Below are 21,768 nucleotides of genomic sequence, written 5' to 3' on the forward strand. Positions count from 1 at the left end.
GGATAAAAGGTGTGGGAAATGGCAAAAGACTATTAACATGTGAATAAATCGGTTATATTGAACAATGAGCGAAACACTTGTGAATAACCAGACAACATATTGGAGGAATAAGAAACTTATGAACAAAACATTATATGCTTGTGCAGAACACATAGAAACCGTATTAGACATGTACATAGATGATCACGAACAGCCACCAGAATTCAGAAAAATCGAACATACACACAGTTTATCCACAACCTGTGAATTGTGCGATGAACCTGCAATATATATAGTGGGGAACGAATGATCGGACACAAAATACACAAATTTTATCCACAATTGTTGATAACTTATATGAATAACTTGTTCTTAAGGTGGGGATGACCTGTGAATATATCAATTATCACAGTAGGAAAATTAAAAGAGAAATATTTAAAACAAGGCATAGCGGAATACACAAAGCGATTACAAGCCTATGCGAAAATCGACATCATTGAGCTCGCAGACGAAAAAGCACCCGAACACCTCAGCGATCAAGACATGAAAATCATCAAAGACAAAGAAGGCGAACGCATCCTAAGCAAAATCAACCCAGACGCCCACGTCATCGCCCTCGCCATCGAAGGAAAAATGAAAAGTTCCGAAGAATTAGCCGATACAATAGATAAGCTGGCAACATACGGAAAAAGCAAGGTATGTTTCGTCATAGGCGGATCCCTCGGATTAAGCGACGCCGTCATGCAGCGTGCGAATGAGAAACTGTCGTTTTCGAAAATGACGTTCCCGCATCAGTTGATGAGATTGGTGCTGGTGGAGCAGATTTATCGAGCGTTTCGGATTGTGCGGGGGGAGCCTTATCATAAGTAAGTAGGAATTAAATTCCTATATTAACTATATTTATTAGTACTTAAATAATTAAAAAGAGGGAATGTTATTTGGAAAAAGTTAAAGCAGAATTAAAAGCAGATTTAATTTATTTTGTGAAAAAAAGGGGTTTCTCTATAAGTGGAAATGCCCTAAATATTTTAATGAATGCTGAAGAAATTTGCTATAAAAGAAATATGGCTTTTTTTCCTTCAGATTTGTTATTACCATTAATCACAATGTACGCCGATTTTGCAGAAATAATTGATAAGTATGGTGGTAACTCTATATTAGCAATTAAAGATATTAAGAGAACATTAGATAATGATAGTAATTTTAAAGTGCGTGATCCTTATTTTGTTGATAATTACTCTGTAAAAGAAAATAGTAATTACCGATACCTAATAATAGACAAATGTATAAAAAATGCTAATAACAATAATCGTTCCGAAATAAGCGAGGCTGAAATTATTTTATCAGTTCTGGATCTTCATGAAGAGGAGTTTCCCGTATTAACTAATGGAACAATTGAGGATATTAAGTTCCATACACCATTTATTACATTATCACATATAATTATAGAAAACAGTGAAAATTTGTGGGTAAAATTTGATGATATTAGATGGGAATTATCAAATTCCAATAAAAGAAATTATGATATTGCTTTATCATTTGCAGGAGAGGATAGGAAAATAGCTGAGGATATAGCAGAATTTTTAACTAATTCAGGTAAGAGAGTATTCTATGATAATTTCGAAAAATCTAATTTATGGGGAAAAGATTTGTATGCTTATTTAAGTGAGATTTACGGAGAAAGGGCAAAATATTGTTTAATGATAGTTTCAAAAAGTTATGCAAAAGAGCACTGGCCAAACTTCGAACGACAAGCAGCTCAGGCAAAAGCATTGAAGGAAAATCAAGAGTATATTTTACCTTTAAGGCTTGATGATACAGAGGTTCCAGGTCTTTTACCTACAACGGGATATATTGATTTTAGAAACACAACTACAAGTGAAGTTGTTAATTTGATTATAAAGAAAATATCGGACAATTCAATTTAAGCGATAAATTTGGTTTATTGAAATTTGTTACTGTAAAGTTGAGTTTTATATTTTTTAGCTTCCTTATTATTAGTAAATAAATTAGGAGATAGTTTATTATGAGTATATCTATAGCAATGTTTGAAAAAGCAGTATTAAAAGAACTTCGTAATAATAACTTAGCTATTTTTGCCGGAGCAGGACTTTCGAGGGGATCAGGTTTTGTTGATTGGCGAGGATTGCTTAGTGATGTTGCTTCTGAATTAGACTTGGATATTAATAAAGAATTTGATTTAGTTTCAGTAGCTCAATATCATTTTAATGCAAATGGTAGACAAACTATCAATGAGGCGATTGTAGAAGAGTTTCAAAGAACGGCAGAAAGAAATGTAAATATGGATATTTTATCTCGACTACCTATTCATACTTATTGGACTACAAACTATGATTCGATTATTGAAGATACTTTGGGTGATAAAGGAAAAACAGTAGATAAAAAAATTAGCCAAAGTCAGATGAAAAATTATAAGCCTAACCGGGATGTTGTTGTTTATAAAATGCATGGTGATAAGGAATTTCCAGATGATGCTGTTATAACGAGAGATGATTATGAAAAATATGACAGTGAAAGAACTTTATTTACCACACAACTTAAAGGTGAACTTATATCTAAAACTTTTATATTTATAGGTTTTAGCTTTGAAGACCCAAATCTAGAACAAATTTTAAGTAAAATTCGTGTAGACTTACTAGGAAACAGTCCTAAAAATCATTACTGCTTCTTTAGAAGAGTTAATAGGTCGGATAGTCGATACAAAAATCCCGATGGTTCCATTAATGAGGAAGAATTTAATTACGACAGGGTTAAGCAAGATTTGAAAATCAGAGACCTTAAAAGATATGGTATTAATTCAGTTCTTATTGAAGAGTACACAGATATTACAAATATATTAATCAATATTGAAAAAAAGTTTAAAGTAAATAAAGTATTTATTTCTGGTAGCGCCGAAAATTATGGGAATTACTCTGTCGAGGAAGCTAAAGGCTTATTACATAATCTTTCTAAGTCTCTTGTTGCTAATAACCACCATATTATATCGGGGTTCGGCTTGGGAGTAGGCAGTTATGTAATAAATGGTGCACTTGAAGAAATATTTGAGAATAAGGGAAAGAAAATTAATGAATATCTAACATTACGTCCATTTCCTAAATCAGCTTCGGGAGAAAAGTCGCTAAAAGAGCTTTGGACGGAGTATAGAAAAGAAATGATAGACGATGCGGGTGTGATGATTTTCTTATTTGGTAATAAGTTAGTGGATGGTGAAGTAGTTCATGCAAATGGAATGTTAGAAGAATTCCACATTGCAAGAGATACTGGAAAATACATTATACCTATCAGTTCAACAGGTTATGTAACAGAAGCGATTTATAAAGAAGTAAAAAGCGACCTAAAAAGGTATTGGTACTTACAGGATTCGTTAGATGTATTGGAGAAAGAGACCAATCCGAAAAATGTTATTGACGAGGTAATTGCAATAATTGAAAGAATCAGGAAGCGGGTATAATGGCGAGAAAGGTGTTTTTTAGTCTTCATTACGAAAGAGATGCATGGAGAGCTGGGCAGGTTAGAAACTCTAACATAACCCAAGCAATTAAGGGCTATTTGGATGCAGCAGAATGGGAAGAAGTAAAAAGAAAAGGTGATAAAGCAATTAGTGGCTGGATAGACGAACAGTTAAAAGGTACTTCTGTTACTGTAGTACTTATTGGAAAAGAGACATCAAATAGAAAATGGGTAAATTATGAAATTGAAAAGAGTATTGAAAAGGGTAATGGTTTGTTAGGAATTTACATTCACCGCTTAAAAAATCAAGATGGAGAAAAGGATACTAAAGGAGATAATCCTCTAGATAATTATTATATAACTGTTGATGGGAAACAAAAGAAAGCTTCAACTGTATTTAATACTTACTATTGGGATTTGGACAAGGGTTACGAAAATTTTTCTGATTGGATTGAAGAAGCTGCAGATATTGCAGGTAGATAACCTAATTATTAATTTAGGTATGTAAAAACTGAAACTTAAGTTTACACCATCAACCTGATGGTGTTTTTCTTTTTAGTAAAAGGCTTTTCAATAATGTTGGAGATGTATTTGGCTATGTTTAATATCAAGAAACCTCATTTAGATACATCACGGTGAGCCTTATCATAAGTGAATGGGGTTTTTGCGCATAAATATTAGTTACCATTTAATTTTAAAAAAACTAATTAAACCCAATCTAAAAAGGGTGAACATGGTTCATCCCTTTTTAAAATTAATCAAATAATTCTAATGATGGGGTTAAACAGAACTTTAAATCATTAGTTTCTTTTAACCCAATTTGATGATTAATCATTAAATCAACTAATTGATTCCCATCAATAAGTATGATCCAGCGTTCTTCACTTTTTAATTTTGCCTTATTCGTATAACTAGAGGTAGTGACGAAGTAAGCACCAGTGTTATGTTTTTGGCTCCATGCTCCAATAAAATCCCGAATATCTTGTTCACCTACTAGATTATTTTCTAAATATCTTTTAATTTGAACGAGTATTTCTCCTTGTTTGAGTAAGGTTCTATATAGTAGACCATCAATACCATCATCGCCACTTTTTTTAGTAACTTCACCGTAGGGTGCCTCATTTACTTGTACTAATACCTGTATTACTAACGACTCGAAATTATAGGGATTCATATTCATTAGTAATGACTTAAGATATTTTCTTAAATGAATTGAATACTCATCATAAGCTTTAATTAACGAATTGAGTGCCTCGTAATGTGTACTTGCGAATGGGGCCTCTAGTGATTGCAACTTCCCTGAAGTTTCCTTTGGAAGCTGATTATTCCAAAAATCATTGATGTTTGAATCTGGATTAATCATTAATTCCCTACCGTAATCTGTTAATAGAAGTAAATCTCCGTTTAACTAACCCCTTTAATATATTAAGCTGAAAAAGTAATTAAGTTAATAATTACGTTCATTAAATAACTAATTATGGATAAAAATATTGAATTTTCCATTACGATAAGTTATCATATATTTGAAGTTAAGTGATTCTTAAGTCATGAATAGGAGGTTTTATATATAAGAATAAAAATTTACACGTTTATAATTAGTATAATAGTGTTAGTTTTCTTAATTGTTTTTTTTGTATTTAATAACTTAAACAATACGAATAAAGAGAGTGAGAAAGCTAACTTCAGTGAAGACATAAAAGTCCAATGGAATATTAAGTTGCTTGATCCATATATGATGAACAGTGGAAGAAGCGAAGGAAGAACTAAAGTTAAAATAGCTATCTTAGACAGTGGTATTAATCAACAACATCAGGATTTAAAAGGTATTGTTAAAAAGGAATATAATGCTGTTACTCCAAAAAGACCTGTCACCGATGATTTTGGTCATGGCACTGCCGTGGCAGGAATCATTGGAGCAAGACAATCTAATAAAGGTATAACAAGTTACAATCATTCAGGTGTGGAGCTTTATGATGTTAAGGTTTTAAATCAACAAGGTAAAGGAGATGTTGAATCTTTAATAAAGGGTATTGAATGGAGCATAAAAGAAGGTGTACATATAATCAATATCAGTTCAGGTGTAGTTACTAATAAAGCTAAATTAAAGTCATCCATTGATAAAGCAGTGTCACATGGAATAATTATAGTAGCTGCAGCAGGAAATACATATGGAACTGGTGTAGAGTATCCAGCGAAATACACAAATGTGATATCAGTTAATTCTATTAAAAAAAATCTTAAAAGGCCAAGCTCAGCGGCAAGAGGAAAGATAGATTATATTGCACCAGGAGTTGATATACTCTCTACTAATCATAGGGGGGAATATAGTTTGTTTACTGGAACCTCCTTTGCAGCCGCACATGTTACTGGTGTAACTTCACTGTATGTTCAGGATTACTTGAGTAAATCTAAGAAGTTAAATGTTGATGAACTTATGAAAAAGTTGAAACAAGAATCCCGAAAAGTTCAATCTTTAAATGATGATGAGCAAGGGAACGGATTATTAATCTATAATCATAAAGGAGCCTAAAATGAATTATAAAAAAATAATAACTATATTAATAGTGACTGCGATGGTAATTGTAAATTTACCAATAAATCAAGCCGAAGCAATTAGTGAAAGTAATGAAGTAAATAATCAATTGTTAGAAAATCAGTTTGATGAGATTAAGCAGGAAGTCTATGATGAATTAAATATTGATTATACTGATGAATTGGATATTAATTTAATTGACTTAGAAGAAGAATCACTTCATATTGAAACTACCTTTAACTCAGAAGATCTTGAAGTTAAGGGTGACCTTGAAATGAGCTTAGAAACGGAAGAAATGAACTTTACGTCATCTATTATTGATGAAAATGGTAAACTTATTAACAAAGAATATGACATTGCCGTTGAAGAGGCGGATAATGAAACGTTTAAAGCTACCTTAACAGATAAAGACTCTGGTGAAAAATACACTGTTAATTCTGAAGAAATTGAGGCTTCTATTTTACCAGCTATTATTAGGTGTGATTATCAGAACTTCTGCTAAGATTGCTTTTAAGATGTATACAAGAAGTCAAATTTTAAGAGCTGTTACTGCAGTTACGTTTAAATCTGTGCAGCTACAAAAGAAATTTAAACATGCTGTTGATTTTGGTGTAAAAGGATCTTATAGCAAGGCAAATGCAAAAAAATTTGAAACAGCTCTAAGAAACCACGTAAGTCGTTCAAGTCATGTATATAGAACAAAGCATAGTGGACAATCAGGTTACGTTATGATGCATTTAAGGGGGAATAAAGCTGCATTTTTCAAGCAGAACGGTGAATTTATTACTGGTTATAAGCTCTCAACGAAACAAAAAAATAACTATATTAGAATCGGTGAGTTAATAGTTAAGAGGTGATTAATAATGGGTATAGGTGGATCTGTAAATGTTGGTGTTGTTTTTCGTGAAAATGATCATATTCAAATGTTTCAGTCTTTCGTAAATTCCTTAAAAAAAAGGGACGTGTCCTTTAAAAAAGTAAAGTATAGTATAGATACAGATGGAGAAAATTGGATTGAACAAAGTATAAGTAAAAATATCATCGAAGATTCATATTTGTCTGGTCACTATACAGAATTTGAAGTATTAAATCTATTAAATAGCTCTAAACCAGTAAGATTAACAATTCATATAGAAGATGGATACTTTGGTTTCTTACTAGATTTTAACTGGGAAGAAGTAGCCTCTCAAGAAGTATTTATTCTTCAAAATCAAATGCTACAGTTTTTAATCGAACTTTATCAGGATCTCTCTTATCATCATGCGTTCATTGGCCATGAAATTGAAGTTGATGTCCATCCAGATGACTTTGAAGGTTTCATTGGAGAAGCTGATTATCCAGTTGGGATTATTGGTAAAGGACATAGATTAGCTATTTATTATGGTTCTGTTGGAATGGATGGTTTATCTGCTCAAAAAAAGAGAACAGAATTAGTTAATTTATAGATCAAGCAAGCGTCATTCAATTCTATTGAATGGCGCTTTATTTATTTAATGGCGTAATAAAACCATCTAAGAAAGGCTATTATAAAAAAATTTTGAAATATGTTTAGTTGATATTTTGCTGCTTCATATTAACTACAATATGGAATTGAGTTACACTGGAAAAGTATGTTATTATTTAATATTAAAGACTCAAAGACTATTCAAAAGTATAATTGTCGATATTTAAATATGCTCGATAACAGGAGATATAGCATGAATAAAAAGGAAGATATTCTAAATGCATGGATTACAATAGAGCAGTTAGCAGAAGGTTCAATTAATAAAAGTGGCAAATTATTAAAGACATTTCATCGTATTGAAAAAGATTGGCAACAATTCTTTATGAATTTTTTATCTCATCAAAAACAACAAAATAATATGTTAGATAAAGCCTTTAAAAAGTCTGGAATCGTATTTTACTTTGGTATTTTCAATTTCCAAGAAGTTGTTGATATTTTGAGAGAAAAATATAATATTGAGAAAACTTATGAGGAAATAAGTAATTCGGAAAAATTTACTTTCGCTTTATATTTTGATCATCAACTCAACCTAGTGGCTGATAAATTATTTTTAACAATGAGCGGTTATATCCGCGAACATGGCCATTTACCTGATGATTTCTTAAAAGTTGAAACTTTATTTAGAGAAGAATTAGATCGAAAATTTGAAGAGGGTTTTCATAATGTGTTTTCTGAACTTATACAAAAGTATCATGTGTCAATAGATAATTTCCGTTATAAATTCATACGACATCTGGATAATGAGGATATTAATCTACATTCCTTCTTTATTGAAGATTTAAAAATGGCAAAGTTAATTGATACTGAAAATATAAACAGATATTTTAACGGGTTTACTGGAAATAGAAGAAATCTAGACAGTCATAAAGAGTCTGAACATTTTAACGCTTATATTTTTGAGGAAATTGCTTTAAAACCAAAATATTATCCGTTAGGACGTTTTCCATCAAACCCTGATTATGCACTCTATTTTATGCAACAAGCAGCTGTCAATTTAGCTTTAAACGACAAAAACGATATCCGAAGTATTAACGGCCCACCAGGAACAGGCAAGACAACATTGTTGAAGGATATTTTTGCTGATTTAGTCGTACAACAGGCACTAGCTATTTCAAATCTTTCTAATAAAGTGATTCAAGGCAGTCTGACCTATTGGCAAAATGCTAAACTTGGCGTTTTACCACGATCTATTTCTGATAAAAATATTATTGTGGCAAGTTCAAATAATGGAGCAGTCCAAAATATCGTTAATGAATTACCGGTGAAAGAAGAGATTCCAAAATGTTTTCAAGATCAATTAGAGAAAGCAAATTATTTCAAAGATATTTCTAATTCTCAATTAACAGGAGAAGGATTTGGGAAAGATCGATACATTATAAGTGAACTGCTCAATGATAAAAATTGGGGTGTTTTTTCATTAGAAGGTGGAAATTCAATCAACATGAATAAATTGCTTCTCAATATAGAGGCAATTGAAAAAGATTTAGAGGAAGATGATCAATCGAATACTGGAGTATATCAGGAATTCAAACGGCTTTATAATAAATTAAAAGTTGAAAGAGATAAAGTAGAAAAATATAGCCAAAAATTATATAAAATACGAAAACTAAATATCAATTATATAAATCAAGTTAAAGAATTTGAAAATGAGAAAAAAGAAAAACATAAAGTTTTGACTAGTAATGAAAAAGAAGCAAAAGTTGAATTAGAGAGACTTAGAGAAGAGGAATTAAAATTTCAAAAAGTTTTATCTAATGTTTCTGTTGAACTTGAAAATTTATCAAGGGCAGAAGTACAAGCTGAACGAAATTATCATGTTCTTACTTCACAAAAGCCTAGTTTTTTATGGTTTCAGAAAATATTTAATAAATCTAAAGTCGAACATTATTTCAAAAAGCTAAGCAGCGTGAATGAACACTTAAATGATCTAACTCAACAAAAAACAACACTTACAAATGATTATAGACAGCTTGAAAATCATCTAGCGAAAAATGCTGTTAAAAAAGAGCATACTCAAAAACAAATGATGGAAAGAAAATCTACCTTTGAACGATGGGTGAATGCTAAGGATAATGATCTGGGAAAAATGAAAAAAGAAATTGATGCATTTGAAAAGAACAAATCACAAAGTGAAATTAAGGAAATAGACTTTTCTCTATCATACGAAGAACTCCAAAAGTCTAATCCTTGGTTTACAAAGGAGTTTCGTATTTTACAATCAGAATTATTTATTTCGGCATTAAAAGTGAGAAAGCAATTCCTCTCTGAGAATGTAAGAAATTTAAGGGCAGCAAGGATTATCTGGAATAAACAATCAAATTACATTGCGAAAGAGAATGGCCATGAGTTAATTTCAGAAGCATGGCAATGGATCAATTTCGCTGTGCCAGTTATTAGTACTACTTTTGCAAGTTTTGGTCGAATGTTTAAAAACCTCAAGGAAAATTCAATAGGCAACTTATTCATTGACGAGGCTGGTCAAGCATTACCGCAGGCTAGTGTAGGAGCAATTTTTAGAAGTAAAAAAGTAATGGTTGTAGGGGACCCCTCACAAATAAAGCCTGTATTAAATTTAGATCCAAATGTTTTAACTTTGATTGGAAGACACTATAATGTAGACGAAAAATTTGTATCTGCTAATGCATCCACTCAAACAATAGTAGATGATACTAGTCAGTATGGATTCCAAAAAAACGAAGACGAATGGATTGGTATTCCACTGTGGGTACATAGACGTTCAAACTATCCAATGTTCACGATTTCTAATGAAATTTCTTATGATGGTTTAATGGTACAAGGTAAAAATGAAGATGAGGTGCAAGGGACATCAGAGTGGCTTCATTGTGTTGGAAAGGCGAATGACAAATATGTTAAAGAACAAGCTGAGTTACTAAAAAACCAAATTACTAAGCAATTACAAGCAAATACAGATTTAGCTGATGATATCTATGTAATATCTCCCTTTAGAAATGTTGCTTATCAAATTACAAGAGTTTTAGATGAAATTTGCTTTACTAAACGAAAAGACGGTAAACCAACAAATGTAGGTACTGTTCATACTTTTCAAGGAAAAGAAGCGAAAATTGTCTATTTTGTCCTAGGAACAGATTCAAATAGCAGTGGAGCAGCAAAATGGGCTGTTTCAGAGCCCAATATAATGAATGTTGCGGCCACTCGAGCTAAAGAAGAATTTTATATTATTGGTGATAAGAAATTGTATGCATCTCTTGGAAGTGACGTTGCAAACAAGACTATTTCAATTATTAATGACTATAATAATAAGTGAATTTCAAACTTATAACATATACGTACAACTGGCTTGTAACCAGCTGCGTAAGTAGTACTTCAATATACAATCTAAGAAAGCAGGCACACCATGCACACAATCAAAAAAATAGGCCAAACCTTCTCCTACATCACACCAATATCACTCACCGACCGCCCCATTCTAGGTATGGTTGTGGGCAGTAACAAGACATTAATGATTGATGCTGGTAACTCGAAAGAACATGCCAAGTACTTTATCAAAGAAACGTTAAAACATGAGAACTTGACTCCTGATATGGTTGTCCTCACGCATTGGCATTGGGATCATATCTTTGGTCTGCCAGCGCTGCCTGATTCGCTTTCGATTGCTTCTGCAAAGACAAGAAGTGAAATGGAGAAGCTGCTTCCGTTTTCGTGGTCAGATGAGGCGATTGATGAGCGGGTGAGGGAAGGAACGGAGATTGAGTTCTGTGCGAAGGCCATCAAGGAAGAATATCAGGATCATCGAGATATTAAAGTGGTTTTACCGGATGTGACATTTGACCGTCGGATGGAGATCGATCTTGGCGGGGTCACGTGTGTCGTGCAACTTGTTGGAGGCGATCATGCCGCAGATTCAGTCATCGTGTATGTGAAAGAAGAGAAAATCCTTTTTCTTGGTGATTGCATTTATCCGAAAATGTATGCCGAAAAAGTACATTATACGATGAAGGAAACATTGCGACTTTTAAATGAATTAGATGGTTTTGATGCTGATATGTATATTCCTTCACATCAAAGACCGTGGACAAAAGAGGAGTTTCGTCAGGAAACAAACAAGCTTAGGATGATTGCGAAATATACCGATCTTTGTGGTGGAGATAAGCAGAAAATCACGATAGAATATCAAAATTACGTGAACAGAGAACTGAAAGAAGATGAATTAGAAACCATTGCTTACTTTGTAAATGGTTATTAAATAATTGCTGAAACTAAACAAAAAAGTCTCATTTGAGTGATTTCCCTCAAACGAGACTTTTTTATTTTCTATGGCAAACCTACAACATATTCTGCATCACAAACTGTGACAGACATTTTTCATAGTTCCTCTTTTTATTCACTGATAACATTACTATACTTATCTAGTGATGCTTTGCGTGGGGGAATACCGATTTTCCAAGCCATTCTTACTTCCCTTATTAGCTTTAGCAAAAGGTGTTGTAGCAGAATTAAAAATTAGTATATGTGATTAAACATATGAATCTCAGTTCCTTTATTCGATTACACACCAAAAAAGTCCCCTCCACTTAATTTCGAGGTGGCTTTTTTGGGTTAAACTTAGGCATTTAGCCAAATGTAAATTGAAGATAACTTCTGATGTCATGTTCAGTTGGTAGATGATCGGAATAAGTCTTATATAATGATATTGAAGGGTGTGAAAAACATGATCAATATGAATTTGAAAAAAATGCGAAAAATACACAGGTTTACACAAGAAGAAGTGGCTGAGAAAATTGGTGTTTCAAGGCAAGCTGTTGCGAAATGGGAATCGGGAGAAACTGTGCCGGATATCAACAATTGTAAGGCTTTGGCTGAAATATATGGCGTTGCTTTGGATGATCTCGTGAATAATGTGGATGGTACAGAAGAGGTAGGGGTGAAACCAAAAGGAAAACACATATTTGGACTTGTAAAGGTTGGTGAACGCGGGCAAATTGTCATTCCTAAAAAAGCGAGGGAGATATTCAGCATCAGTCCTGGAGACAGCCTGTTGATTTTGGGCGATGAAGCTCAAGGAATCGCCATTGTAAAAAATGAGGCCTTCCTGCAGTTTGCTGACGATATATATAAGGCACAGGAAGATCAGGAGGATGATGAGGAATGATTGCTATTCAAACAAAGAATCTAACTAAGAAATTCGAAGAAAAGATTGCAGTCGATTCTCTTAATCTTTCAATTGAACAAGGCGAGCTTTTTACTTTACTTGGAGTGAATGGTGCAGGTAAAACGACAACGATCAAGATGTTGACCTGTCTTAGCATCCCTACTACCGGTGATGCAACGATCCTTGGTAACAGTATTGTTTCTAATCCCTATGCAGTAAAAGAACAGATTAATGTTTCACCACAGGAAACGGCAATAGCTCCTAATTTATCCGTTAAAGAAAATCTTGAATTAATCGCTCAAATATACGGATTCCACAAGAAAACGGTTGATATAAAAGTCGAGGAAATGCTTGGTACGTTTAGTCTGACGGAGGTATCTAAAATGAAGGCTAAAACCTTATCTGGAGGAATGCAAAGAAGACTTAGTATTGCAATGGCACTCATTACAGACCCCAAAATCCTTTTTCTTGATGAACCTACTCTCGGTCTCGATGTCATCGCAAGGCGTGAGCTATGGAGTACTATTGAGAAATTAAAGGGGAGCATGACCATCATTCTCACGACACATTATATGGAGGAAGCAGCAGCCCTTTCGGATCGAATAGGGACGATGGCGAAAGGAAAATTAAAGGCAGTTGGAACAGCAGCTGAATTGATGGAAAGTACCAACACCAAATCACTTGAGGATGCCTTTATTTCGTTAGCTACCAATGAGGAGGTCACCAGATGAAGTCACTAGCCTTTGCTGCACGTAATCGTAAAGAGATTTTGAGAGATCCTTTAAACTTAGCATTTGGTATAGGCTTCCCGTTAGTTATCTTATTTTTGCTTCATGCTATTCAAGCGAATGTTCCAACTGATTTATTTGTCATTGATAAACTAATTCCTGGCATAGCCGTCTTCGGGCTTTCTTTTATCTCACTATTCTCTGGAATGTTAATAGCTAAAGATCGAAGTACATCATTTTTGATGCGATTGTTTACTACACCTCTTTCTGCCTCAGACTACATTGTAGGATATATTGTCCCACTCATACCGATAGCAATTGTTCAAGTTATCATTAGCTTTATCGCAGCACTTTTCTTAAGATTACCTTTTAATTCCAATTTTTTGTTATCCATTCTTGTCCTTTTGCCAACATCTTTACTATTTATCGGCATAGGGCTCTTAGTGGGGAGTATATTTAACGACAAGCAGGTTGGTGGTATTTGTGGAGCGCTACTAACGAATATGAGCGCATGGTTAAGTGGTACATGGTTCGATTTGAATTTAGTTGGAGGCTGGTTCAAAGATATTGCGTACGCACTTCCATTTGCTCACGCAGTAGACGCTAGCAGAGCCGCACTTTCTGGAGACTATGCATCAATTTTACTGCATCTTTGGTGGGTAATTGGATATACAGGTGTTATTGTAGCTATCGCCATTTTTGCTTTTAAAAAGAAAATGAATGGGGAAAACGCTTAGTTTGATACAGTTTTTGGTGAAGAAATTTACAGCTGGGTTATCTGGGCCTTTTTCTGTATGATAAACTTTAATGAAGTTGTCATTTAGTAGAGGGAGGTACATATGAAACAGCTTTACATGAAGCAGAAAGTATTTAGTCTGAGCGGCAGGTTTACGGTAAAGGATCAGCAGGAGAACGATGTGTATGTGGTCGAGGGCAGCTTTATGAAGATGCCGAAGACGTTCACCATTCTGAATACAGAACGAGAAGAAATCGCCGTGATTACGAAGAAAATGTTTAGCTTTTTACCAAAGTTTTTAGTAGAAGTTGGTGGGCAAGAGGTATTGACGATCAAAAAAGAGTTTACGTTCTTTAAAGCAAAATATTCAATTGATGCTGCTGGTGTAGAAGTACAAGGCAACTGGTGGGATATGAATTTCCAAGTGCTGCAGAACGGCGAAGTGATTGGTCAGGTGAAGAAGGAATGGTTTACTTGGGGTGACAGCTATAAGGTTGATATTTTGAAAGAAGAGATGGAGCCTGTAATGATTGCACTGGTTGTTGCGATTGATTGTGTGAAGGCTGATGAGGCAGCGTCTAGGTCTTCTTCGTCGACACCGACGAATTAAGATCATCATTTTTTAGAAATAGATGAATAACAATGGAGGGTTTAAAAAGTTGGACAACCTAACCCGCATATTAAGATTAAGAGACGCAGAAATATGGGAGATGAATTTCTCGATAAAAAAGAAATCACCATTTATTTCTCCATTACAGATTTAAATCGAAAAGCAACGACTCACGATAATCCTCTAGCTACCCAAGAAGAACTGGATGAAAGATATAATTACATTTCAATTGATGTCCATAGTAATCTCGATCTCAAAAAAACGTTTGAAGAAGAAACATTCGATGATTTTATCACCACGATCTCTTCTTTAGTAGAGCATATGCACGATTTTCACAATGCTCATGTTTTTATTAAAACTCATGTTCATGACAAAATGGACTTAACTGATTTTCAGTTAGAGGAAGATGAAGATGTGCATGGTGATGAAAAAGAACAACTAGACACGCATAAACGGTCATTGATTCAGGAAAAATGTTTTCAGTTGGTAGAAAGCCATTTAAATCGAAAGATCAAAGATATATCGAGCAGTAGGTTTTGCCAAGATTTAATGTGAGATTAACATATGAGATAAGCAAACTGATCACATTCCAATACAAAATATTTCTAACAGTCGTCGAATCCGGCAGTTTTAAAAGCCGAGGAGAAACTTGGGCTGACACAGTCTGGCGTGAGTCATAACATTGTGAAGCTCGTATCCGAATTAGGGATTGTATTGCTGCGGCGGAATCGAAACGGTCTTTCATTAATTGATGAGGTGAGCGGGTGATGCCTCATATTCGGCAAAACATTCATCATGCGACATTTCTTCATACGACAAAAAAGCTTCCTGATTGTCTCAGGAAGATTTTTCCATCCATCACCCATAATAATTATTCGCTTGAATAAAAAATTGGGACTGCATGTAGTTATAAGTGATTTTCGAGAAGTCGAAAGGCTGGCCGTTTGTGAGATGAAAGACGGTCTCGACGCGGAGAGCGGGATCATCTTGTTTAAGGCCGAGGTGCTTTGCTTCGGTTTCATTCAGTTTTCCTACTTGTAAGTACATATCGGAAAAGCCGACCTTGAGTCCAAGGCCTTCACTGATAAATTTAAAAACAGAATCGGCAGCAATTTCTTTGTTGAGATAGGGAATGATGGTTTTTCGGTAATAGGATTCTTCTAGACATAAGGTTTGTCCATTGATGTAACGGATGCGTTTGAGGTAAAAAACATCCTCATCTTCTTCAATATTCAAATTAAGCGCAGCTTCTTCGGACGGTTTGATGGTGTCTAGCATTAAAACCTCTGAAGTCAGTTGAAATTCCTCTAAATCTTTTTTAAACCCTTGGTTGGATAAAAGGCTGATGTAGCCTTTGCGCCTGTGTCTTCGAACAAAGATGCCGCTGCCCCTCACTTGATAGATAATTCCTTTTCTTTCGAGTAAGTCTAATGATTTGATAATGGTGCTTTTGCTCACAGCAAATTGGCTCATGAGGGTTTCGAGTACAGGAAGCTTGTCCCCTTGCTGCAGCTCATGGGTGACAATATATTTTTCAATATCGCTCGCAATTTGTTGATACTTTAACATAGCCATTCCTCTTTGTTTTCACGATTTATTGTCTTTGTATTATAGCACATACCGATTTTCCTTTGATATGCTAATCAAAATTATATATGTATTGATATATTGTACCGGTATAATTATAATATACATATACTAGTAGTGATAAAGGGGGGGTTATATGTCAAAAGTGAGGGATTATCAAAAGCTTGCAGAAGACATCTTAGAGGCAGTTGGCGGAGAAGAAAATGTGGTGAGTGCCGCAAGATGCGCCACGCGTCTGCGTTTGGTACTGAAACGTTCGAATCCAAAGGCCAAGGAAGCAGTCAACGCCATGCCTGGTGTTATTACCGTGGTGGAAAACGGCGGTCAATTTCAGGTCGTCATCGGCCAGCATGTTGGTGAAGTATACGAGCATTTTTCCAACCTTGTTCAGCTCCAATCGTCGGATGATGACCAGCCTAATGAAAACAAGGGAACGGTACTGAACCGTGTCATTGCGACCATGTCCGCTGTGTTTGCGCCTTTTGTGTATATTTTGGCTGCAGCTGGTATTTTACAAGGTGCACTTATCCTCATTAATTTGTTATTTCCAAGCTTTTCGAAAACGGGAACATATGAAGTCTTTAGTTTCATTTCATGGGCACCGTTTACGTTTTTGCCAATCTTTATTGCCATCACAGCAGCTAAGCATTTTAAAACGAATATGTATATCGCAGTAGCGTGTACAGCAGCGCTTGTCAGTCCAGCTTGGACAGAAATTGCTGGGCGTGTGGCTTCAGGTGAAGGCGTTACCTTTTTAGGCATTGCGTTATCTGAAACTGTTTATACGTCATCCGTTTTGCCTCCGCTGTTCCTCGTGTGGATTCTTTCATATGTAGAGAGATTTTTAAACAAACGGATTCACGAGGTGGTCAAACCGTTATTTGTACCATTTCTCTGTATGGTCGTCATGGTTCCGTTAACCATTCTATTAATTGGTCCACTTTCAACAGCGGGTGCAAATGGGATTGCAAACGGATACAACATCTTAGCAGAAAATGTACCAGCTTTAGCAGGCGCTATTATCGGTGGGTTCTGGCAAGTGCTTGTCATATTCGGCGTTCACTGGGGCATTACGCCAATGGTGCTCGCCAACTTTGAACAATATGGACGTGACTCCTTCCAGGCATATCAAACCATCGCTGTTATCGCTCAGGTCGGCGCAGTGTTAGGAGTTATTTTAAAAGCAAGAAACCGCGAAACTCGGAAAGTCGGAGTCTCAGCCGGAATCACGGGACTCTTCGGAATTACGGAGCCTGCGATTTACGGTGTTACCTTACGTTTTAAAAAGCCGTTTATTTTCGGATGTATTTCTGGAGCAGCCGGTGCCATCGTTGCCAGCTTCTTCACGCCTTATTACTTTGCGTATGCAGGTTTGCCTGGTCCGCTGACAATTGTGAACGGAATTAGTGCAGATTATCCAACATCGATCATCGGTATCTTAATTGGTGTCACAATTGCGCTGATCTTACCAGTTGTGCTCATTCAAATGTTTGGTTATGGGGAAGATACAGTGGAGCAGACAGCCGGAACAACAACTGTCAAAGATCAAGATAAAGAAAAAAAGAATGCTTCGATGAACAATGAAGAAACAATCACTGCACCACTTGCAGGAAAAGTGCTCACATTATCTGAAGTACCGGATGCCGTATTTAGCTCCGGGGCGATGGGCAAAGGCTTTGCCATTGAACCGACAGACAATAAGCTGTATGCACCGTTTGACGGCAGTGTTGTCATGCTTGCACCAACAAAGCATGCCATTGGACTTCGTTCAGAATTTGGTGTGGAGTTACTTGTTCACGTAGGAATTGATACGGTTTCCTTAGATGGTTCAGCATTTACACTTAACATCAAAGAAGGTGACAAGGTGAAGAAGGGTGACTTGTTGATGACATTTGATCAAGAAGCCATTGAAAGCAAAGGATTAAAAACAGTCACACCGGTTATCATCACCAATACACAAGCGTATGAAGATGTGATGGTAGAAGCACAATCGACATGTCAGCCAACGGACGTCATGATTACAATTGTAAAATAGGAGGAATAAATAATGACATTACCAAAAGATTTTCTATGGGGCGGAGCATTAGCTGCACATCAATTCGAAGGTGGATGGAATGAAGGAGGAAAAGGCCCAAGTGTTGTGGATGTAATGACAGCTGGTGCTCACGGAGTACCGAGACAAATTACTGAGACGATAGAAGACAACAAATTTTATCCGAACCATGAAGCGATCGATTTCTACCATCGTTACAAGGAAGATATCGCGATGTTTGCCGAAATGGGTTTGAAATGCCTGCGTACATCCATCGGCTGGAGCCGAATTTTCCCAAAGGGAGATGAAGCTGAACCGAATGAAGCTGGTTTACAATTCTATGATGATGTATTTGATGAACTGCTCAAGCATGGCATCGAGCCTGTGATTACACTGTCTCACTTTGAGATGCCGCTTCATTTGGCAAGAGAATACGGCGGGTTCCGAAGCCGAAAAGTCGCTGAGTATTTCGCGAAATTCGCAGAAGTGTGCTTCAATCGATACAAGGACAAAGTCACATACTGGATGACATTTAATGAAATCAATAACAAAATGGATGTCAACAACCCACTGTTCCTTTGGACAAATTCAGGGGTATCAGTCAAAGAAGGCGAAAATGCCAAAGAAATCATGTATCAAGCAGGACATCATGAATTACTTGCAAGTGCGTGGGCAGTAGCAAAAGGCAAAGAAATCAATCCTGCTTTTCAAATTGGAGCAATGGTTTCTCACGTACCAATCTATCCATATTCCTCAAATCCAGAGGATGTCATGCTTGCTGAAGAGTATATGAGACAACGCTATTTCTTCCCAGATGTACAAGTTCGGGGCTACTATCCGAACTATGCACTTAAAGAATTCGAACGCGAAGGCTATCATATTCCGTTTGAAGAAGGCGATGAAGAAAGCTTAAGAAAAGGGAAAGTAGATTATCTTGGCTTTAGCTACTACATGTCGACAACGGTTAAAAGTGATGCAGTGTCTGATAACAACGGAGATATTGTCAACGGAGCCCTGCCGCATGGTGTAGACAATCCTTATATCAAATCAAGCGACTGGGGCTGGTCCATTGACCCGACAGGCCTAAGATATACTTTGAATCGTTTTTATGATCGCTATCAAATCCCGCTATTCATTGTAGAAAATGGATTTGGTGCCATAGATCAAGTGGAAGATGACGGTTCTATTCACGATCCAGAACGTATTCAATATCTCGCTTCTCATATCGAAGCACTGAAAAAAGCCATTGAATACGACGGTGTTGACCTTATTGGCTACACACCTTGGGGCATCATTGATATCGTGTCATTCACAACAGGTGAAATGAAAAAACGCTACGGCATGATCTACGTTGACCGCGACAATGAAGGCAACGGCTCGATGAAGAGACTCAAAAAAGATTCTTTTACTTGGTACCAAAACGTCATTGCCACGAACGGTGAAGAAGTGTAACAAAGGAAAAGAGAAGCCCGGATGAGCGAAGTATGTGCTTGTTCGGGTTTTTCATCGTTTATGTTTTAATAGGGCCTGAATACAAAGAAAAAAGAGAGTAATGGCGACAAAATAGTTCATTGGATTGTGAAAGATCTTGATGTTCAAGGATATTTGAAGAAGAATCCAAAGGCCGAATATCACCATAACTGCAGGAATGATTCTTTTATACACATTGATTTTCCTTTCGGGAGTGGTTTGTTTTTAGTTAGCATTGTCTCATATCATTGCAGAGGTTGAAAAGAGATAAAGATATTAATAGGTTCTATTACATGATTTGGTATAATTGATCTATAAAAACGATAAATGGTAGATAAAGTATAGGAGTTGTTGAAATGAATCAAACACTGCAAATGGGAGCCAATACCGTACTAAGTTCTCCAAAGGGGCATGTATCCATCAGCTATGGAGTGTCATCTGCAATTGATATTTCTTTAACGGCGTTTCTTTTAACAGATTCAGATCAGGTTGAAGGAGATCATGGCATTATTTTTTACAATCAACCAGAGAGTGCTTCGGGTGCAGCGTCACTTTTACCAGCAGAGGTATCAGGTCAGTTGAAAAGGCATCAATTGAATTTTGATATGAGCAAAGTGCCTGCTGGAATCACAAAGATGGCTATTACATTAACAGAAGATCAAGAAACGGGCTTTTCTCAAGTGAAGAATTTGCAAGCAGAAATTCGAACAGGTGACGAGGTGTTTTATCTAACACCAGTAAACTTTACAAATGAAAAGGGCATTGTCGTAGTAGAGCTATATATAAGAAATGGTGACACGAAAGCACGCTCAATTTGGCGTGGTTTCGATTCTGGACTGGAAGGTCTATGCAAGCTTTATGGTGTAGAGGTTGAACCTGATGAACAGGATATTTCTACACATCAAATGGCTCTTGAAAAACAACCAATTAAAGACCCTGCTCAAACGAAGACAACTGCTAAAGAGAAAGTCGCTGCACCTATCAGTTTAGAGAAAGTTCAGGGTAAAATTAGTCTAGACAAAGGTCATAAACCGATCATAATCGAGAAAACGCCTGAGATCACAGCTACAGTATCTTGGGAGTCCGGCACCGATTATGATATTTATGCATTGGTCTACACAAAGTCAGGAAAGCAAGTAGATGTGGCTATGTTTGGTGCGAAAGGAATTCCTGCTCTCAAAAGTTACGGCAGCGGAGCTGTTGAGCATATGGGAGATGTCGGTAGAGACCATGAATCAATGAAAACAGAAGTTATTAAACTACGGTTAAATGACGATATCCTTGCTGTCGTTCCGGTTGTTTATTCTGCCCAATCAAACGGAACAGGTTCCTTTTATAGATATAGAGTATCTATGAGTATCGATAATCACCAAGGAACGTCTGTGACGATTCATGCCAAACATGCCAATGACAATGATCGTATTTATTCTTGTGTGCCAGGTATACTTCAAAATACAAATGATGGTGTGATCATCCGCCCACTTGAGCTTTACAGCAAACCAAACTCTGAGCGCAGACCTAAATTAAAATTGAAGTCTTCTAATGAAATTGAGGTTTTGATGGATAAAGGACCTGTCAATGATTATAAATAAAACGAATGTATGGCTAGACATTGTTTAGCTTATTTTTTAGCCCGTTAAATAGTGAGTCTATTCCATTTTTTATGTCAATTAGCCTATTTTTCCGTTTTGGTGGACACGGTAAAATAGACTTTATGATCAATAATGGAGGGAGTGACTTCTTCTGGGCAAGATACTTGATACAAAAGCACTAACAAGTGCCACGGACACAAGGGCAAAACACTATCAGGAACTCCGTGAACAAATGGTAGATTTAAAAAAGGCACTACAAGGTGTGGCAAATCTCGGTGATGATTTCACTGGAAAAGGCGCCGACAACATTAAAAGCTTTTATAAAGAGCTGGCTGGAAATGTAGACATGTTTATCAGCTTCATTGATAAGCAAAAAGCCTTTCATGAAGGTGTTT

22 protein-coding genes and 1 pseudogene are annotated in these 21,768 nt (G+C 36.0%); 20 read left to right on the forward strand and 3 right to left on the reverse strand.

Translation table 11 applies throughout. The features are described from left to right. Positions 1 to 118: 118 nt before the first annotated feature. From C6Y02_RS16680 to C6Y02_RS16700, 5 genes are all read left to right on the forward strand, one after another. Positions 119 to 289 (forward strand): CxxH/CxxC protein, encoded by a 171-nt coding sequence (locus C6Y02_RS16680; RefSeq protein WP_066031484.1) that lies wholly within the window; start codon positions 119 to 121, stop codon positions 287 to 289. Positions 290 to 369: 80 nt separating this feature from the next. Next, positions 370 to 849, forward strand: coding sequence for a 23S rRNA (pseudouridine(1915)-N(3))-methyltransferase RlmH (gene rlmH / locus C6Y02_RS16685; RefSeq protein WP_034660583.1), 480 nt, complete (start codon positions 370 to 372; stop codon positions 847 to 849). Between the two features lie 68 nt (positions 850 to 917). Continuing rightward, positions 918 to 1,907, forward strand: coding sequence for a toll/interleukin-1 receptor domain-containing protein (locus tag C6Y02_RS16690; protein ID WP_106031736.1), 990 nt, complete (start codon positions 918 to 920; stop codon positions 1,905 to 1,907). 98 nt (positions 1,908 to 2,005) lie between these two features. Next, entirely contained in the window at positions 2,006 to 3,451 is a 1,446-nt protein-coding gene (locus tag C6Y02_RS16695) for an SIR2 family protein (protein ID WP_223256599.1), read from the forward strand. Continuing rightward, positions 3,451 to 3,933: a TIR domain-containing protein gene (locus tag C6Y02_RS16700; protein ID WP_106031737.1), complete on the forward strand. Its 483-nt coding sequence runs from the start codon at positions 3,451 to 3,453 to the stop codon at positions 3,931 to 3,933. The genes C6Y02_RS16695 and C6Y02_RS16700 overlap by 1 nt, the downstream gene beginning before the upstream one ends. 271 nt (positions 3,934 to 4,204) lie before the next feature. On the opposite strand, the gene C6Y02_RS16705 is transcribed toward C6Y02_RS16700, so the two are convergent. Beyond that, the gene (locus C6Y02_RS16705; protein ID WP_066031485.1) at positions 4,205 to 4,813 is read right to left on the reverse strand and encodes a restriction endonuclease; all 609 of its coding nucleotides are present in this window, start codon (positions 4,811 to 4,813) and stop codon (positions 4,205 to 4,207) included. Between the two features lie 243 nt (positions 4,814 to 5,056). On the opposite strand from C6Y02_RS16705, the gene C6Y02_RS16710 reads away from it, so the two are divergent. The 11 genes and pseudogenes from C6Y02_RS16710 to C6Y02_RS19550 all read left to right on the forward strand — a co-directional run bounded on the left by C6Y02_RS16710 (position 5,057) and on the right by C6Y02_RS19550 (position 15,460). Continuing rightward, positions 5,057 to 5,980: a S8 family peptidase gene (locus tag C6Y02_RS16710; RefSeq protein WP_106031738.1), complete on the forward strand. Its 924-nt coding sequence runs from the start codon at positions 5,057 to 5,059 to the stop codon at positions 5,978 to 5,980. Position 5,981: 1 nt separating this feature from the next. Beyond that, a pseudogene (locus C6Y02_RS19545) lies at positions 5,982 to 6,840 on the forward strand (SAR2788 family putative toxin). Between the two features lie 6 nt (positions 6,841 to 6,846). Beyond that, positions 6,847 to 7,428, forward strand: a complete 582-nt coding sequence (locus C6Y02_RS16725) for an Imm64 family immunity protein (protein WP_066031487.1) — start codon at positions 6,847 to 6,849, stop codon at positions 7,426 to 7,428. Between the two features lie 252 nt (positions 7,429 to 7,680). Further along, positions 7,681 to 10,773: an AAA domain-containing protein gene (locus C6Y02_RS16730; RefSeq protein ID WP_060597667.1), complete on the forward strand. Its 3,093-nt coding sequence runs from the start codon at positions 7,681 to 7,683 to the stop codon at positions 10,771 to 10,773. 90 nt (positions 10,774 to 10,863) lie between these two features. Next, positions 10,864 to 11,712, forward strand: coding sequence for an MBL fold metallo-hydrolase (locus C6Y02_RS16735; RefSeq protein ID WP_106031741.1), 849 nt, complete (start codon positions 10,864 to 10,866; stop codon positions 11,710 to 11,712). Between the two features lie 465 nt (positions 11,713 to 12,177). Further along, complete coding sequence (locus tag C6Y02_RS16740) at positions 12,178 to 12,618, forward strand: helix-turn-helix transcriptional regulator (RefSeq protein ID WP_223256600.1); 441 nt, start codon at positions 12,178 to 12,180, stop codon at positions 12,616 to 12,618. Further along, positions 12,615 to 13,349, forward strand: a complete 735-nt coding sequence (locus C6Y02_RS16745; protein WP_060597665.1) for an ABC transporter ATP-binding protein — start codon at positions 12,615 to 12,617, stop codon at positions 13,347 to 13,349. The genes C6Y02_RS16740 and C6Y02_RS16745 overlap by 4 nt, the downstream gene beginning before the upstream one ends. Continuing rightward, positions 13,346 to 14,083 carry an ABC transporter permease gene (locus C6Y02_RS16750; protein WP_106031743.1) on the forward strand — a complete coding sequence of 246 codons (738 nt, stop codon included), beginning with the start codon at positions 13,346 to 13,348 and terminating at the stop codon, positions 14,081 to 14,083. Before C6Y02_RS16745 ends, C6Y02_RS16750 begins: the two co-directional genes overlap by 4 nt. A 102-nt stretch (positions 14,084 to 14,185) precedes the next feature. After that, the gene (locus tag C6Y02_RS16755) at positions 14,186 to 14,692 is read left to right on the forward strand and encodes an LURP-one-related/scramblase family protein (RefSeq protein WP_106031744.1); all 507 of its coding nucleotides are present in this window, start codon (positions 14,186 to 14,188) and stop codon (positions 14,690 to 14,692) included. A gap of 93 nt (positions 14,693 to 14,785) precedes the next feature. After that, complete coding sequence (locus C6Y02_RS16760; RefSeq protein ID WP_106031745.1) at positions 14,786 to 15,247, forward strand: hypothetical protein; 462 nt, start codon at positions 14,786 to 14,788, stop codon at positions 15,245 to 15,247. Positions 15,248 to 15,376: 129 nt separating this feature from the next. Beyond that, positions 15,377 to 15,460, forward strand: a complete 84-nt coding sequence (locus C6Y02_RS19550; RefSeq protein ID WP_231135477.1) for a hypothetical protein — start codon at positions 15,377 to 15,379, stop codon at positions 15,458 to 15,460. A 90-nt stretch (positions 15,461 to 15,550) separates the two neighbouring features. Here the strand turns inward: C6Y02_RS19550 and C6Y02_RS16770 are convergent, their stop codons facing one another. Then, the gene (locus tag C6Y02_RS16770) at positions 15,551 to 16,261 is read right to left on the reverse strand and encodes a GntR family transcriptional regulator (protein WP_106031746.1); all 711 of its coding nucleotides are present in this window, start codon (positions 16,259 to 16,261) and stop codon (positions 15,551 to 15,553) included. 154 nt (positions 16,262 to 16,415) lie between these two features. Between C6Y02_RS16770 and C6Y02_RS16775 the strand changes: the two genes are divergently transcribed. Further along, entirely contained in the window at positions 16,416 to 18,314 is a 1,899-nt protein-coding gene (locus C6Y02_RS16775; protein ID WP_106031747.1) for a beta-glucoside-specific PTS transporter subunit IIABC, read from the forward strand. A gap of 9 nt (positions 18,315 to 18,323) precedes the next feature. After that, positions 18,324 to 19,763, forward strand: coding sequence for a 6-phospho-beta-glucosidase BglA (gene bglA / locus C6Y02_RS16780; protein ID WP_106031748.1), 1,440 nt, complete (start codon positions 18,324 to 18,326; stop codon positions 19,761 to 19,763). Positions 19,764 to 19,814: 51 nt separating this feature from the next. On the opposite strand, the gene C6Y02_RS19555 is transcribed toward bglA, so the two are convergent. Further along, positions 19,815 to 19,976 (reverse strand): hypothetical protein, encoded by a 162-nt coding sequence (locus C6Y02_RS19555; protein ID WP_223256601.1) that lies wholly within the window; start codon positions 19,974 to 19,976, stop codon positions 19,815 to 19,817. A 161-nt stretch (positions 19,977 to 20,137) separates the two neighbouring features. On the opposite strand from C6Y02_RS19555, the gene C6Y02_RS16785 reads away from it, so the two are divergent. Then, positions 20,138 to 21,373 (forward strand): TerD family protein, encoded by a 1,236-nt coding sequence (locus C6Y02_RS16785; protein ID WP_106031749.1) that lies wholly within the window; start codon positions 20,138 to 20,140, stop codon positions 21,371 to 21,373. A gap of 151 nt (positions 21,374 to 21,524) precedes the next feature. Beyond that, positions 21,525 to 21,768: T7SS effector LXG polymorphic toxin (locus C6Y02_RS16790; protein ID WP_317615146.1), on the forward strand; the 244-nt coding region annotated here is incomplete at its 3' end.

It is taken from the genome of Bacillus sp. NMCC4 (genome assembly GCF_002998555.1).
In the GTDB taxonomy this organism is placed as follows: domain Bacteria; phylum Bacillota; class Bacilli; order Bacillales; family Bacillaceae; genus Bacillus.